Origin of the sequence: Rhodococcus sp. NPDC078407, assembly GCF_044542515.1 — a bacterium.
Classification (GTDB): Bacteria; Actinomycetota; Actinomycetes; order Mycobacteriales; family Mycobacteriaceae; genus Rhodococcoides.
This window is the reverse complement of the sequence record NZ_JBITUQ010000001.1, coordinates 261,169-276,941: the sequence shown is the minus strand read 5'-3', so window position 1 is coordinate 276,941 and position 15,773 is coordinate 261,169. Positions and strand designations below refer to the sequence as shown.

General features: G+C 60.3%; 10 protein-coding genes, 1 tRNA gene and 1 pseudogene. 1 reads left to right on the top strand and 11 read right to left on the bottom strand.

Annotated elements, in window-relative coordinates; all coding sequences use genetic code 11:
* Positions 1-341: 341 nt before the first annotated feature.
* The 9 genes and pseudogenes from ACIGGF_RS01270 to ACIGGF_RS01230 all read right to left on the bottom strand — a co-directional run bounded on the left by ACIGGF_RS01270 (position 342) and on the right by ACIGGF_RS01230 (position 11,706).
* Positions 342-1,058 (bottom strand): M48 family metallopeptidase, encoded by a 717-nt coding sequence (locus ACIGGF_RS01270; protein WP_397519629.1) that lies wholly within the window; start codon positions 1,056-1,058, stop codon positions 342-344.
* Positions 1,055-4,342 (bottom strand): type I restriction endonuclease subunit R, encoded by a 3,288-nt coding sequence (locus ACIGGF_RS01265; RefSeq protein WP_397519628.1) that lies wholly within the window; start codon positions 4,340-4,342, stop codon positions 1,055-1,057. Before ACIGGF_RS01265 ends, ACIGGF_RS01270 begins: the two co-directional genes overlap by 4 nt.
* Positions 4,339-5,028, bottom strand: a complete 690-nt coding sequence (locus ACIGGF_RS01260) for a restriction endonuclease subunit S (RefSeq protein WP_397519840.1) — start codon at positions 5,026-5,028, stop codon at positions 4,339-4,341. The genes ACIGGF_RS01265 and ACIGGF_RS01260 overlap by 4 nt, the downstream gene beginning before the upstream one ends.
* Positions 5,026-5,283: pseudogene (locus ACIGGF_RS01255) on the bottom strand (restriction endonuclease subunit S); the annotation flags it as partial. The pseudogene ACIGGF_RS01255 and the gene ACIGGF_RS01260, both read right to left, overlap by 3 nt.
* A 276-nt stretch (positions 5,284-5,559) precedes the next feature.
* Positions 5,560-7,962: an N-6 DNA methylase gene (locus ACIGGF_RS01250; RefSeq protein ID WP_397519627.1), complete on the bottom strand. Its 2,403-nt coding sequence runs from the start codon at positions 7,960-7,962 to the stop codon at positions 5,560-5,562.
* A gap of 199 nt (positions 7,963-8,161) precedes the next feature.
* Positions 8,162-8,518, bottom strand: a complete 357-nt coding sequence (locus ACIGGF_RS01245) for a hypothetical protein (protein WP_397519626.1) — start codon at positions 8,516-8,518, stop codon at positions 8,162-8,164.
* Positions 8,518-9,471, bottom strand: a complete 954-nt coding sequence (locus ACIGGF_RS01240) for a hypothetical protein (protein WP_397519625.1) — start codon at positions 9,469-9,471, stop codon at positions 8,518-8,520. Before ACIGGF_RS01240 ends, ACIGGF_RS01245 begins: the two co-directional genes overlap by 1 nt.
* A 258-nt stretch (positions 9,472-9,729) precedes the next feature.
* On the bottom strand, positions 9,730-11,406 hold the full coding sequence (locus ACIGGF_RS01235; protein ID WP_397519624.1) for an AAA family ATPase: 1,677 nt from the start codon (positions 11,404-11,406) through the stop codon (positions 9,730-9,732).
* A gap of 105 nt (positions 11,407-11,511) precedes the next feature.
* A complete protein-coding gene (locus ACIGGF_RS01230) occupies positions 11,512-11,706 on the bottom strand; it encodes a helix-turn-helix transcriptional regulator (protein WP_397519623.1) in 195 nt (64 codons plus the stop codon).
* 336 nt (positions 11,707-12,042) lie between these two features.
* Here ACIGGF_RS01230 and ACIGGF_RS01225 point away from each other — a divergent pair, with 336 nt between their 5' ends.
* Positions 12,043-13,356 carry a tyrosine-type recombinase/integrase gene (locus tag ACIGGF_RS01225; RefSeq protein WP_397519622.1) on the top strand — a complete coding sequence of 438 codons (1,314 nt, stop codon included), beginning with the start codon at positions 12,043-12,045 and terminating at the stop codon, positions 13,354-13,356.
* A 114-nt stretch (positions 13,357-13,470) separates the two neighbouring features.
* On the opposite strand, the gene ACIGGF_RS01220 is transcribed toward ACIGGF_RS01225, so the two are convergent.
* Positions 13,471-13,547, bottom strand: a tRNA-Ile gene (locus ACIGGF_RS01220).
* A 69-nt stretch (positions 13,548-13,616) separates the two neighbouring features.
* Entirely contained in the window at positions 13,617-15,752 is a 2,136-nt protein-coding gene (locus tag ACIGGF_RS01215) for a molybdopterin-dependent oxidoreductase (RefSeq protein ID WP_397519621.1), read from the bottom strand.
* Between the last annotated feature and the right edge of the window lie 21 nt (positions 15,753-15,773).

The window sequence follows — 15,773 nt, the reverse complement described above, 5'->3', positions numbered from 1 at the left end:
TGAGGCCCCTCTCTGCTGGTGAAAGATCGAGCACCAATGGTCGTACGCCGTACGGTGATCTGTCCAATGTTCCTGCCCACCTCTCCGAAATCCGTTCAGCAGCTGTGTAATACGCGACAAATCGAACGTATTGTCGACCCGAACCATGCTGGACGTCGAGCTGGGGCCGGCATTCGAACGCGCGTTCAGCCCGAAAAGGCCTGTTCAGGGCGTTTGAGGGCGTCAAAATGCGGTTCTTTTCGCACCGCAGCCGACGAAATCTGCAGTACCTGGCTGCCCCCGCTCCGCGGGGCCGGGAGGGGGCTCCCACCCCTACCCCTTGCCGGGCGTCGGAACTCCTTCTAAGCGGACTTTCCCTGCCAGACATGTGCTCCTGCAGCCGCGAGCTCCGACTTGCGCTGATCGCTGTCTGGCATTGCTCGAGTGAGAAGTTGCCAGAACGCGGGGCCGTGGTGCGCTTCGCGCAGGTGCGTGAGCTCGTGTGCGAGCACGTACTCTACGAGTGCTGGGCGCAGCTGCATGGTTGCCCAGTGAATGCGGACTCGACCGCTTGGTGAAGCCGATCCCCATTTGTTGCCAAGGTCAGCCACTTCAATCTGCAGAGGAACAACGTGTAAACGCTTGGCCCAATCCTTGGCTCGGGGCTTGAGCCAAGTCAGCCCTGCCGTTCGATACCAACCGATCAGGTGATCATATCCAGGTTCGGCAAGGGCCCTCGGAAGGTTCAGCTTGCCTCGTTGCAGCCGCACTCGATGGTCTTCGGTGTCGACGATCCTGAGCTGATGGCTACGGCCAAGGTAGAGAAAGCCTTCACCATCTACAAGTTCCTTGACAACCGACTCTTGGCGGAGCGACTGCTTTTCGGCGAGCTTGCGGTAGATCCATCCACGCTTAGAGGCGAGGAAGTGCTCGAGCTCAGCCTGCTCGATGTCGGGTGCCGCTTTGAGTTGTAGGCTGCCGTCCCGGTCTATGGTCAGCTTTGCCTTTCGGCTGGTGCCTCCGGTTTCGACGGAAACAGTCATACCATCGAGTTGGAGCGTCATCGCTGCCACACTCACTGCTTGCTCCTAGAAGCGATAAGGGACTGATTCGCCTTGGCAAGTTCCATCAGCTTATCGGCCAGCGGCGCCTGCTCGTCGAACGGGAACAAGTCGCGGTCGTCAATGGTGTGGATCAGCTGCCTACGAAGAAAATTTTGCTTATGCGGGTTCTGCCAGAACCGCACGATACTGGCCTGCATCTCGACGTCAAGCACGATCTTTTGCGCCAGGTGCACAATGTCGAGACGAACTTCCTCGGACAATTTTTCACCGGTTGCGAACTCAGCCTCCAACAGTCCGTAAAAGCGCGCCACCAGCGGATCTTCGTGCACAGCATTGCCGCTGCCATCGTCCTGCGCATCACCGAGCAATTCGGTCAGTGCCAACGCGAGCTGATCCCACTTGTCGATTAACGTCTTAAGAATGTCGTCGAGCCGTTCGGACAACTTGCTGTACCGAGCCGGGTCTTCGTCGAAGTTCTTACGAATATGAAAGCGGAGCGCGTGCTCCATCTCCGACGCCTTGGCCTTGTCGGAAGTCAGCCCCTGGACCTTGGCCAAGAAATCAGCGTCGGTGATCGACACTGGCGGAATCTTGGTGGCGATGTCGAGGGCTGTGACATGCTCGTCGATCAGTTTGCGGACCTTTTCCCCGTACAGAGAACTGTCGAAGTCGCCGAGACCGTCGTCGCGGTAGCGCCGCTTCGCAGCCAGCGAGATGATCCCGAGACGTTTGGCATCCCGCACGAACGGCAGGGCCTCGGGGCGCGGCAAAACGATGTCCATCGTGGAAAGGAACTGTTTCAGAAGTACTTCGAAGCGGGCGCGGAGGGCCTCGTCGGCCAGCACCTGCACGCAGGCCTCGACATCCTCGGCAGTGTCGAAAGTGTCGATACCGGCTTGGGCGAAGACGGCGATCACTCGTGCGTGTCGATCGCCCAGCTTAGGCAGTTCGTCCCTGATCGACGCCAAGGCACCGATCGCGTCGTCGGCGTCTTCGGGTGCGTAAGCCCTGAGCGCCTTTTGCAGGTGCGCACCGACGCCGTAGTAGTCGACCAGCAGTCCAGCACTCTTGCCGGTGGCAGTCCGGTTTACGCGAGCAATAGCCTGCAACAGTTCGGCGTCTTGGATCGAACGGTCCAGGTAGAGCACTTGCTCAACCGGCGCGTCGAAGCCGGTCAGCAGCATGGTGCGCACGATCAGGAAAGCCACCGGGCTGGTCTTGTCGCCCGGCTGCCCGAGCTTCTTTTTGAAGTCTTCGATCGCGGAGTCCTGACGCGACTTGTCGGTCCACTGCGCCCAAGTCGGATCGTCATTGTGGCTGCCCGAAAATACCGGAACGAATTCCAACGCCTTGAGCAACTCGATCTGGGGAGCCGCACGCACCAGCACTTGCGTTGTGCGGTCGAGGCTGTCGATGTCGATTGCATCACCGTCGTAGTCGGCACTCAGATGAGCCGGTAGCGCCGCGATGTCAGCCACCAACTCATCGCGGGCGACCCTCAACGCTTCGTGGTAGCGAACCGTCGCCAGGCGACTGGCTGCTGTGACTTGCGCTTTGAAGCCGTTCGGCATCACGGTCGAAATATAGTGCCACAACATTGATTTCGACTTGGCCGCAATCAATTTGGGTGCTTCGAGAACGGACCCTGCCGTGGCGTAGCGGGTTTTCAGCTTCTCGATCTCGGCGTCGGTGTGCTCGGCGAACATGTCCTCGAAGAGCTCATCGAGGTCACTACCGCCTGCCACCGCACCCTTGGCAGTTCGACCTTCGTAGAAGATCGGCACTACAGCGCCATCCTCCTCGGCCTGCCGGATTGTGTACTTGTCGATGAACTCGCCGAAGATCGACTCGGTACGCTTCTTCCCCTCGCGCATGATCGGTGTTCCGGTGAACCCGATCTTGGCGGCATTCGGCAGGGCGGCCATCAGGTTCGCGTGCAGGGTCGAAGTCTGCGAACGGTGCGCTTCATCAACCAAGATGAGAACCGACTCGTCCGTATTGAGTACGCCGAACGATTCGACACCTTCATCACTGTCTAGGCCCCGGTCTATCGAACTCTGCGTGTCCGGGTCGCGGTATTTGTGAATCATCGCGAATACGAGCGCTGGCCCGTGCTCGGCCAGCATCGTCCGGAGCTTGGCCGACTTCCGTGCCCGTTGGACAGTTTCGCCGGAGAGATTCGCTGTCGCAGCCAGCTGTTTCTCCAGATCGGTTCTGTCAGTAATGATCACGACCTTAAACGCACGCAGGATAGGGTCGGCGCGCATGGCGCGCACCAGGAACACCATCGTCAAAGACTTACCCGACCCTTGGGTATGCCACACCAATCCGCCGCGACGGTCCTGTTCACCGTCAGTTTTACGAGTCTTGCCGGTGCGCAGACGATCGACGGATTTGAGGACGGCGCGATACTGCTGATAGCGGGCAACGATCTTTATGCGTCGTCCACCAGCTTCTTGAAAAAGAATGTAATGCCGAATGATGTCCAGAAGATTTGCGGGAGTGAGCATCCCGGCAACGAGCAATTCCTGCCCAGTGAGGTCGGCGGCAGATTTGCCCAAGTGCTCGGCCAACTGGTCGCGGCTAAGCGGTGCGGGGTCCTTCCATTCAAGGAAGTGCTCAGGGCCTGAAGTGAACGTGCCGACGCGGGCTTTGTCGCCGTAAGTCGAAATGACGAACTGGTTGGTCCAAAACAGCCGCTCACTACCCTCGGGAGCGCCGAGATCGCGCTGATTTGCGTAACGCCGTAGCTGGTTGATGCCTTCGGCCATCGGATCAGTGACATACGGGCTCTTACACTCGATCACCACCAGTGGAATTCCGTTGACGAACAACACCGCATCGGGCACCACGAACTTCTTTGATTGACCGCCGGGCTCGTCGACGCGGAACTGGTTAACCGCTAGAAAGTCGTTGAGTTCGGGATGCTCGAAGTCGATGAACTTGATTCGTTGGCTGCGACCTTGATCCCACTCTGGCAGCCCCGCAACCGATACGCCTTCGAGGAGGCGCTCAGTCAAACGTTCGTTGATTTCGATGAGCTTGCCGGTCTCTGTGCGCGTCAGCGAGGAGACTGCCTCGGACAGTCTTGAGTCATCCAGCCACGGTTGACCGTCAGGACCGAGGTTTATTTGGTGCAGCGACCTGAGAAGCCGTGCCTCGATCAGCGGTGCACGAAACGATTCTCGACCAGTCACGGTCGGGTCGGATTTGGAGCCTTCGATTTGCGACCAGCCAAGACCGGCCAACTGATCGAGCAACGGTTTCTCGGATTCGATGTATTCCGGGCCGAGGCTCATGATTGATTCTCCGGTACCACCAAAACGCGACCTGTTAAGAGGTCCGAACTCAGACCTTGCTTCTGAAGCCGCAGCTTCGTCAGACCCCTCTGCTCGGCAGCGATCTTAGATTCGAAGGCGAACAATGTGTCTGCAATCTTGCATTGTTCCGATATGCTTGGCACTGGCACAGATATTTTTTCGAGGCTTGCTCGGCGAATTCCAGATGCTGTCGTACCGGTCGAATTTCGCACCAGTTCCTTTTGCAGTGGCTGGGATTGCAGGTACCAATAGGCAAATCTGTTTAGAAATCTCGATTCATCAAACCGAAGCAAGACAACGCGCTGACTGAGGATATATTTTTCCTCATCTGGGACCTGGGCGACGTTCCCAAGCGGTGCTTCCAGCGTCATTAGTATGTCGCCGAGTTTGGTTGTCCCATTCGTCATCCACCTTGCGTATAGCGCTTCGCTACCGAAGTAGGCTTCCTTGCTGGTATCGATCCCCCCCATTTGAACATTGTTAGCGGAGAGTGCCAGGATTTCGCCACCTCCCCAGTCCATGCCTAACTTTCGCGGCGTGCGCCCCCTATAGTCGATCAAGTGCGCCAAAAGCTGAACTAATGGTACAGATTTCGAGTCGGACATTAACGTATGGCCAAAAGAATCATCCGAGTAGCCGTTCTTGGCGAGTGTGAGCTTGGCGATGATCCGCTCGGTGGCGCGGATCTGGTCGTCCAGGGTGTCCAGGATCTCAGTGATACGCCGCTGCTCAGCTAGCGACGGAAGCGAGATCTCAATTTTTGCCAATTCTTGGAGGTACACGCCCGCCTGCGCAGTTGAATTACTTCGCATAACGAGTTCCCGCTGAAACTCGTTTCCGCTTAACAGGTGGAACAGGTACTTAGGATCAAGAAGTGCCCATTCGACCGAAGATACGCAACACTTCGTTGAAAAGTTACCCTCTCTCCACGAAACATCGCACGTCGCCCGAGCGACCCTACAATGGTTAGGAGCAAGTCTCCTGACTTTAAGGAAAACCTTGAATGTATCGCCTGGTAATCACGATCCGAGATCAGATCATCGGTGTCGTCGAAGATAACCGTGCCTGACTTCGAAATATTCTTCGCGCTCAGAAAAGGAACGCCAATCTGTGTCCGTAAAAACGAACCATGGGTTCCGTCTTTCAGCAAGCTGAGTTGTTTGCCAAGTAAAGTCGAGGTCCAATCAGCCGGTGCGCTACTCATATCCGAGCTCCTTGAGGAAGCCCGCTAGATTCTCGGCTGCCGTGTCGCGTTCGTGTTCGAGGCTAGCGAGAGTTGCTCGGTATTTGCTCCACCAGGTTTCGAACGCGTCGACAACCGCTCGGCGGTGTCGGGTTACTCGTTGGTCAGCGACGGTGAGCAAGTCATTTCGGAAGAGGTCGAGGACGAGTGCCTGCGCAGCAGCGTCGTCGAGCGCACGAACTGCAGCGGTGAGTTTCTCGGCAAATGAAGCTTTATCGGCCTTGAAGTGTTTCCTAGCCGCAGTCAGTTGCGTCTTCAGCTTCTTGAGTTCGGCGGGCGACAGTTGCCCGTCTGTGTCGTCTGCATCTTCGTCGCCGGGTTTGGCAGTGGCGGCCTTGATCGTCGAGTCAAGTTCTGCAACGTCGGCATCGCGGACAGCCAAGCCGTCGAGGTACTCGGGCAGCAACGCGCGTGCAACTTTGTGGTCGAGCGGATCGATCTTGGACTTCTCCTCGTCCAGAGCGTCGAGCACTGTGGTGACCCATGCGTCGATAAGGCCTTGAAAGCCGATTGAGGCAAGAGTCTTGAGATCGGGCTGATTCTCGCCCCACCAGCTGGCGATGATGCCGCTGACCACGAAGCGGTCGAGCATGCCGATCGGTGCCAGTGCTGTCTGGAATGTGGCGACCAGTTGTTTGCGTAGGTCTATCAGGTCAGCCGTGGTCTGTAGCCGGGTAAATCGGGCTTGCTCTGCAGTCCACCAGCATTCGATCACCTCGGTGATAGCAGCTTCGGCGTCAATGACCCCAGTGTTGGTTCCGATCAGTTCCTTGAGCTCGGATTTGGCGGTGACGCTAGACATGAATTGCAGGTAGTCGGCGTCACGCTCAACGAGAAGGTCGTTGATGCTCAATCCGTGGGTGGTGAACAGCTCCGACTTGGCCTCCACCTCAGCCTTGGGGATACCGCCGTGCAGATGCGCACGCACGTCCTGCGGTTCCGGCGGTGGGGTCGTGTCGACGTAGCGACGGATGTTGAGGTTGTCGTCGTTCGCGGCGAGTTCCTGGCGGCTGACGACTTTGGCGAATGCCGTTATGTCGCCGAATTCGCGGTAGGCCGAGACGATCTTTTCGATGTGTTCGGGTTCGATGAAGTTCTGAGCGCGGCCTTCGCGGTAGGCGCGGTCAGCGTTGATGAACAGCACCTTGTCCTCACGCTCAGCAGGCTTTGCGCCTTTGTGGCGCAGGATCAGAATGCATGCGGGGATGCCGGTGCCGTAGAACAGTGATGGGCCGAGGCCGATGACGGCTTCGATGATGTCGTCGTCGAGGAGACCGGACCGGATTCGTCCCTCGTCACCGCCGCGGAACAGGACCCCATGCGGCATTACGGTGGCGACCATCCCGTCAGCTCGGGTGACAGCCAGCATGTGCTGAACGAACATGAGGTCGGCCTTTTTGCCGGACTCGGGGGTGTAGCCGTAACGGAAACGTTCGGGGAACGGGATCGCGTTTTTGCTGTAGTTCAGTGAGAACGGTGGGTTGGTGAGGACGCGATCGAAGCGCATCAACTCGCCGCCCTGGATGTGGGCGGGGTCTTCGAGCGTCCCGTCGTCGTTGTTACGTAGATCGGCGTCAGGGATGCCGTGCAGCAGCATGTTCATCTTGGAGATTGCCCAGACGCTGCCATCTTTTTCCTGGCCGGCGAGTGCGAGGTTGCGGCTGTTGCCGCCGCTTTCTTCGACGTAGTCCTTGGACAGGATCAGCATTCCGCCGGACCCTGTGCAGGGGTCGTAGACGCTCATACCTTCCCGGGGGTCTGCGATCTGCACCATGAGCCGCACAACGGAACGGGGCGTGTAGAACTCACCGCCCTTCTTACCTGCGGAGTCGGCGAAATCACTGATCAGATATTCGTAGGCTGCTCCGAGGAGGTCGGGGAACTCGAAGCGGTCTTGACGCAGCGGCTCCTTGTTGAAGTGCATGATCAGCTCACGCAGCTTCTTGTCCGACATCGACGACTGACCAACTTTGCGGTTGAAGTCGATGTGTTGCAACACCCCGTCGAGCGCGCTGTTGCGTTCCTCAAGTGCCTGCAAGGCCTTGTTCAGCTCGTCGCCGACGTGCTTGTGCGCGTGGTCGCGCAGATAGGGCCAGCGGGCACGTTCTGGAACGTAGAAGGTGTCATAGAAAGCAGAGTTCTCGGCCCGCATCTCGGCTTCGGTTTGGTCGCGGCCCCTAGCGAGCTGGTCGGAGATGACTTTGTCGCGCTCGGCTTCAAACTGGTCGGAGGCGTACTTGAGGAACAGCATCCCGAAGATGTACTCCTTGTAGGCGGACGCCTCCATAGATCCACGCAGAACGTCGGCTGCTGAGAAGAGGTGTCGTTCGAGCTGCGGAAGGGTCAGACGCGCCATGGATCGACCTTAGCCGCTTTCGTCGAGGCAAGGTCATGTACTTGGTCTCGCGGCGTGGTGCTTTCGTTGATGCTCAGAAAACGTTTCGGCTTCCCCAGAAGAGGCGAAAGGACTGCTAGGTCCATCCGCGCGTCACACAGGCCCACCGACCAAAGCCGATGAGCCTGTGACGCTTTGAGCTTCCTGGTGGTATCAATGGCTAGCTCGGGCTGTCTGCCCCCACGTATCGAGCCATACCGCGGGCCGTCGGGTCGACGATCTCGGTTCGGTGCTCGAGGGCTTCCTTGGCTCGCTGTACGCGTGACCGCTCTCGCGCGGCCTCAAGCCGGTCTCGCTCGGCGCGATCTGCCGCGTGCTTCGCTTGTCGCGCTTCGGGATCTCGAGCGAGCCGGGTCAGCTCCTTCCCAAGCGCCGACGCGATGTCGTTGACCGGTCCGGTCTCCTCACTTTCCGCACTCGCCTCCCGCTGCTGCCCCTGCATCATTTGCTTAGCGTTCGGCCGATCCTTGAGGTACTTCGACATACCGCGGACTTCGGTCCCGTCGTGCTGTGCCATTACGCGTTCACCTCGGCGGTTTCGTTGTTGGTGGTCATGCGTTCGGCGTACCACTGCAAGGCCTCTGCGGGGGTGTCGGCGTCGATCTCGTGGCCGACGAACTGTGAGCGCCACACCTCGCGCTCGATCATCTGAGCGCCGGTCCGGATGAGCCGATCAGGGGCCTTTTCGTCGAATCCGTTCTCTGCCGCCACCGTGAGCCACTGCCTCACGGACTGCACGTCTTCCCACTTCTGGACCAGCGTCGGCCATGTTTTGAACGCGTCGAGCACTTCGGGCTGTCCGTTCTCGATCACCAGATCCGCGTTGTCCACCACGCCGGTCGCGTCGACCAGAATCCAATACACCCGCGGCGCTTCATCGAGGACCGCCGTCGATTCCTCGCCGATAACCTGCTCGATCTCGACCCACTCCGCGAGCACCGTCTCACGGTTCTCGCTCGCCCAATGCAGACGCATCCTTTCGAGAAGATCTTCGCGTCGGCGCATCGGGTGGTTGACCAGTCTCGTCGATTGGTCAAACTCCTCTGCGGGCAGCATGATGGCCGGCACCTTGGCTTTCGCCTGCGCGGCCTCCCATGCTGCTCCCAGAAGTTCGGGATCCCGCTGCCCTGCCGCCAGACTCATCAGGTGCTCGAACTCCTCGTCGAGACGGGACTGCACCTTCTTCGCCGCGGCCGCGTTGCGCTTGATGCCGGCCAACGGGCCGTCGGCCAATCGCCTACCGAGCTCGTTGTCCAAGTGCGGCCATACCCCGATACCAGACGCTCGAGCCCTGTCGTACTCGGCTCGTCGACGCTCGGCCTGAGCTTCGCTCTGCGCTACGTGTTCCCGGTAGGTGTGCGCGTCGGTGTTGCCGATGATCTCGTGCGCCTCACGTGAGCCGATTCCGGCGAACCCCGCTGGCCGGTCCCAGTCGGTCGAGTCGATCCCGCTGCCGTATTCGTTCGTCATGTGTTGTTCTCCTTTTTGGGGGGTGTTCGTCCCTGGGTGTGCGCACAGTGCCCCACCTACGGTTTGGGCAACTGTGCGAACAGGCACCGATCGAGAGCTGTGCGTACCTGTGCGACGCACAGTTTTACGTGCTCTGAACTGGCGTTTCTGTCTTCTTGGCGGTGACTGTGCGTAGCTGTGCCAACTGTGCGTGGCGCTGTGCGTGGCGGGGGTGCTCGCGCACAGTTTTTCGCACAGTTTTCCGGGGTCATTTTCTGTTCACCCATCCCTCGATCGGCGGTAGTCGATCGCCGCTCGGATCGCGGCGTCCGGCGCGCTGAAACCCGCGTCTCGTAGCTGTGCTGCGACCGACGGCCGACCCGTCTTGGTCGAGACATCCCAATCGTCGAGTTGCGTGACTATCGCTGCGACCTTGCCGTCGGCAGGCACTTCGTCGCCGTCGTCGGATACAACTGTCGCGGCGAGCCGTAGCTTGCCCTCGGACACCCGAATGTGGCCTAGCGGCCCGTCGCGCCGTTTGATGTTCACCCGCTCCGGTAGCAACCCGCTCCGGTCCTTCAATCGAGACAAGGTAAGTGCGTTCGGCCGATCCGCGCGCGGGACAGTGAGCGTCCACTCTGCGTCGAGTTTGGACCGCTTCGCCGATGACCCTCGAGCTCCCAAACTCGGATCCTTGCCGCTGTGGTCGGCGTAGATGACCGTCAGACCCATCGCTTTGAGCGGCAACGTGATTCGGTTGTCGAACGCGATCCACGTGTCCGAGTCGTTCTCGGCCCCGTCGATAAAACTCGACAGCGTATCGAGGATCACGGCGTCGGGCCGGTACCGCTCGACCAACCCCGCCATATCCTGCGCTCCCGCGGCTGTGGTGAGCGGTGCGATCGACTCCATGCTCACCACGATCAGGTTCGGCAAGTGGAGCGGTGCGTCGAAGCGGTCGAGGTAATCGGCCCACCAGGACGGGCCGACTTCGCCGTCGATATAGAGAACTCGTCTCGGACCGCCGTCCAACTTGCGGTGTCGGCCGTCCGAGCCTCGGTCGAGAGCGGAATACCCCAGAGACCAATGCACTCCGCAGTCGGCCAGAAACACCGTCTTGCCCACACCGGACCCGGCGACGAACTTGGTCACGTGCCCCGCGGTGATTATGTCGTTCTCGAGCATTACCCTCGGTTCGCGCGGCCCGGTGCGGAGTTTCACCAGATCGAGAGCTGTCGGTGCGTCGTCCTCGGGGTCAATCTCATCTCCCGGCTCGAGTCCAGCGGTATCGGTCATGTGGTCCTCGGTCAGTTGGATGGTCTGGTCGGACTTGTTCCACACCAGGGGTTCACCGTCGGTCATCGCGTGGCACATCTCGGCCGTCCACTCGACCGAGGGGGCCGACGGCTCGAAGTCGTCGAGGTTGATTCCTGCGGCATGGAACAGTCGAGCGAGTTCGGTTCGAGGTAGCGCCGGTGCCGCCGAGAACACGATCAGGCCGGGGAAGTCCGCGAGGTGCGCGGAATCGAGCAGTGGCGCTGTCTCAGTGGTGAGTTCGAAGAACAACACCAGCGGCGCGTCATCGTCGGGTGAACCGCTGAGCGCGTGATCGGACCGCCATATCCGGCCGGCTGATTCCACGTCGTTCACGAACCGATTTCCGGTGCTTTGGTACTCGCCACCACTGGCCAAGACCTCGGGGGGTATGTCGTTGGGCCGGTCGAGCCTCGAGGCGAACTCGTCGGATTGCGGATCTCCAAGCGGGAAATAGACCGCGACGCGTCCAACCGAATACTCGGCGATTGCGAGTTTCGAGGCTCGATCGGTGGATTCACGCTCGAGCTTCCGCTCGTTGTTGAGGATGTCCGAAAACCGCCGATTGTCCTCTGCCGTTGCTTTCGACGGACTCAGGCAATTACGTGGTATCGGTTCGCGCTCAATAGCTTTCGTTGTCATACCGGCCTCCGAGTTCTGTGGGGTCAAAAGAAAGTCATAGCTGCGCTCCCTTGGTGGTGGTGTGTGGTGGTGTGCGGTGGTGAAGGTGTTTGATGGGTGGTGCTGTCAGGCTCCGATGAGCGTCTGCGACTTGCATCGAGCGATGAAAACTTCGAGGTCTCGCGAGTCGTACCAGACTCGGTTACCGATCTTGTAGCTCGGCGGTCCGGTTCCTGCGCTGCGCTGGTTCGCGAGTGTCTTACGGGAGAGTCCTAGAAACTTTGCTGCCTGTTCTGCTGTGAGGCGATCAGTAGGTGTCACGGTTTGGGTTCCTCCGGGTTGTGGTCGGAAACTTTGTAGCCAAGAAGCTACGTTGCGGGTATCGGTGCCGTCGAATCTTCGGAAGCGTGAAAACCGTTGTGACAGGACAGATTCGAGACGCAAGGTTTACAGGGCATGGGCAAACCGTGTATTCGGACGCTGCGTTGGATTCGGCGGCTATTCATCCGAACCGCCTGTGAGAGAGCATTGTTCGTGTCCGTGGAAGTTGATTCACCCCGCGTCATTGGGAGACGACCGACTGTGACGAGCGTCACACATGTAGATTCGGAGCGGATAGAATATATCCATTGGTCGTACCTCCCGTAGGGTGTGGGTATGTCCCCGCGAATCACGCCGAACGACCTGCCGTCCCCGCCGTCGACTCGGCGGCGTAGGGGAGCGGTATTCGATCGTTGGCATACCCGCGAACAACTCGTAGACGCGGGCGGTAATCCCACCTCCGGCTGTGGATGCCGTGGGGCCACGCGCAAACCCGCTGCACGGCACGGCGTCGGTAAGCAGTGGACGGCCCGATACGTAGACGGCAAGGGCCGCGAGGTGTCGCAGTCGTTCACCACCAAGCGCGCCGCTCAAGCCTGGCTCGATGAACAGAGCGCCGCCTTGGTGCGAGGGGACTACGTCGCTCCCGACCGCTCCTCGATGACAGTGGGCGAGCTAGCCGAGATCTGGAGAGCGGGACTGTCGGCGCGTACCGCCAGCACTCGGCGGTCCTATGAGAGCGTGCTCGACACTCACGTTCGTCCCCGTTGGGAAGCGGTCAGGTTGGCAGACGTCGAGCACGGCGACCTCGCAACGTGGATCGCTTCGCTGACCACTGAGCGCAAGCTCTCGCCGTCGAGCGTGCGGCACGTTCACGTCGTCACTCGGATGATTCTCGACCTCGCGGTGCGAGACGGCCGGATGCCGCGCAACCTGTGTGACGGGATACAGCTGCCGCGGGCGCGTAGGGCTACACAACGCTTTCTCTCACGTCCCGAACTCGCTCGATTGGTACGTGCGGCCGACTTCCTCGCTGTCGAGCGCGACAGTGCGCAGCGGGCAGGCAAGCGCGCCGCACCGTCAACGATCGAGGAGGACGACAACGGCCGGAACACGATCCCCGATGCCGCGCCGTCCGTCGACGGGTTGATCATCAACACGCTTGCACGGACAGGCATCCGCTTCGGCGAACTCGCGGGACTACGGATCGGGTGCGTCGATCTCGTCAAACGCCGCCTGACCATCGATCAGTCGGTGAGCGAGGTGGGCGGCAAGCTCGAATGGTCCGACACCAAGAATCACAGCTCCCGCTCGGTTACGTTCCCGTCGATGTTGGTCGAGCCGCTACGCGAGCAGATCGGCGGCAGGGCGAGTGGTGAGCTGGTGTTCCCGTCTCGGTCCGGCGAGCCGATCCGCAATCCGTCGTGGAGTAAGCGAGTGTTCAGGCCCGCGGTGGAGCTGGCACAACTCGCGCCGCTGACACCGCACGATCTCCGCGATACCTACGCCTCGCTTGCCATCGCTGCGAAAGCGTCACCGAAAGATGTACAGCGGCAGCTAGGGCACAGCTCGGCCGCAATGACGCTCGACGTCTACAGCGGCCTGTTCGAGGACGGTCTCGACGCTATAGCCGACGCACTCAACGACTAGGTCCGACCAGGGCCAACTCGGGGGCGAGTTTGGGAACTGCTATCCCACTGCTATCCCAACCCGCTTCTTACGTCTTTCGCCGCATGGCCATAACGCGCTGGTCAGCGAAAACAATGGTGGGGCGGGCGGGGCTCGAACCCGCGACCAATGGATTATGAGTCCACGGCTCTAACCGACTGAGCTACCGCCCCATGCTCGTACCACGTACGAGCCTGCAGAATCGTACAGAATCCGGACCTCGTGATGGTGCATCGGGTGCGCTACTTGGCCCTCACCTGCACAGGGACACCGTTGAGGATCGCGTTGGCCGAGACGGCGTCGACGCGGCGGGGATCGGTGATGTCGTTGACGCTGGGACCGGTCACCGTCGTCGCAACCGACAACTGGACACCGGGACGCTGATGGCCGAAGCCGTGCGGCATGCTCACCACGCCCGGCATCATCTTCTCCGACGCGGCCACCTCGATATCGACGGTTCCGGCCGCGGAAGTGACCGACACCATCGATCCGTCCTCGATACCGCGATGCGCGAGGTCGTCCGGATGTGCCAGAAGCTGATGTCGCGCTTTGCCTTTGGTGAGCCGGGCAGTGTTGTGCATCCACGAGTTGTTGCTGCGCAGGTGTCTGCGGCCGATCATCAACAACTCGTCACCACTCGGAACTGCGCTGGAACGCATCAGATCGACCAGAGCAGGGAGCTCGGCAACCACGACATCCTGAATCAACTGAACACGCTTGTCCCGCGTCTTCAATTTATGTGGAAAGCCGGGACGCAGTGGGCCGAGGTCGACGCCGTGCGGATTGGCCCGAAGCTTGCGCAGCGACAACCCCTTTCGCCTGCTACGGAGCAGGATGTCCAGAGTGCGAGCAGGGGACAGGCGCAGCCGGGCCTCGCCGATCATGTTCTTCGGAGTCACTCGTGCTTTCAGTCGACCGACCGTCGAACCTGCCATGCGATTCTTGTAGCGCAGCGACAGGTCTCGGAAGATCTCCCAATCATGCTTGGCCCCCGGCTGCTTGGGTAGAACCGCGGGCATGTACTTCGCGGTGTTGTGCACCGCGAAGGAATTGAAGATCAGGTCGTAGTGGTCGCGTTCGAGCGACATCGTCGGCGGCAGGATCACGTGCGCGTGACGCGAGGTCTCGTTGATGTAGAAGTCGAACGACACCATGAAGTCCAGGTTCGCGAACGCGTCGTTCAGGGTGGTGCCGCCGGGCATCGACAACACGGGATTGCCCGACAGCACTGCCATCGCGCGAATCTGGTCCTTGCCCTCGGTGGTGATCTCGTCGACAAGCGTCGAACAGGGGTATTCGCCTGCGAACTCGGGCAGATCCCGAACGCGGCTACGCCACTTGTCGAAGTGGCCTCGGCTGACGATGCCCTGCGAGATCAGATCGATCGCGGGATCGGTCACCATCGCGCCGCCCGGGCGGTCGAGGTTGCCCGTCACGATGTTGAGTACCTGGATGGCCCACTGACAGACGGTGCCGAACTGTTGAGTGGATACTCCCATCCGGCCGTATGCCACCGCTGACTCCGCCGACGCGAAATCGTGCGCGAGGGTGATGATCTCGTCCGCCGATATGCCGACGACGGGAGCCACGGATTCCGGAGTGAACTCGGCGACCAGATCCGCCAGTCGATCGGCCCCGTCGATGTAGTCGGCCACCTTCGACGTGCCATCGGCGACGATGACGTGGATCATCGCGAGCAGCAACAATGCGTCGGTGCCGGGTCGAACGAAGAAGTGCGTGTCGGCGATGTCGGCCGTCTCGGTTCTGCGCGGATCGACCACCACCATGCGTCCGCCTCGTTTACGCAGTGCGCGAGCTCTTTTCGCGAAATCGGGCACCGTCATCATGCTGCCGTTCGACGCCATCGGATTGCCGCCGAGAACCAGGAAGAAGTCGGTTCGATCAATGTCGGGAATCGGCAGCAGCAGCTGATGGCCGTACAGCAGGTGGTCGACGAGTTGATGTGGCAGCTGATCCAGCGAGGTGGCGGAGTAGCGATTGCGCGTCCGCAGCAGCGAGGCGAACGGAATTCCGTGCGTCATCGCGCCCATCGAGTGCACGTTGGGGTTTCCCTGATAGAGCCCGACCGCTTTGCGGCCGTACTTCTTGCGGGTCGAGATCAGCCCGTCGACGACGAGGTCGTATGCCTCGTTCCACCCGATCCTCTCCCAGGTGTCGCCCACCCGCTTGACCGGTGTGGTGAGCCGATCCGTATCGGCATGCAGGTCGATCAGCGACAGTGCCTTCGGGCAGATGTGGCCGCGAGAGAGCGGATCCTTCTCGTCACCGCGGATCGACACCACCGCGTCGTTCTCCACGGTGAACTCCAACCCGCAGATCGCCTCACACAAATTGCACGATCCATACACAACCGACATTGCATCTCCCATCCCTGTGGA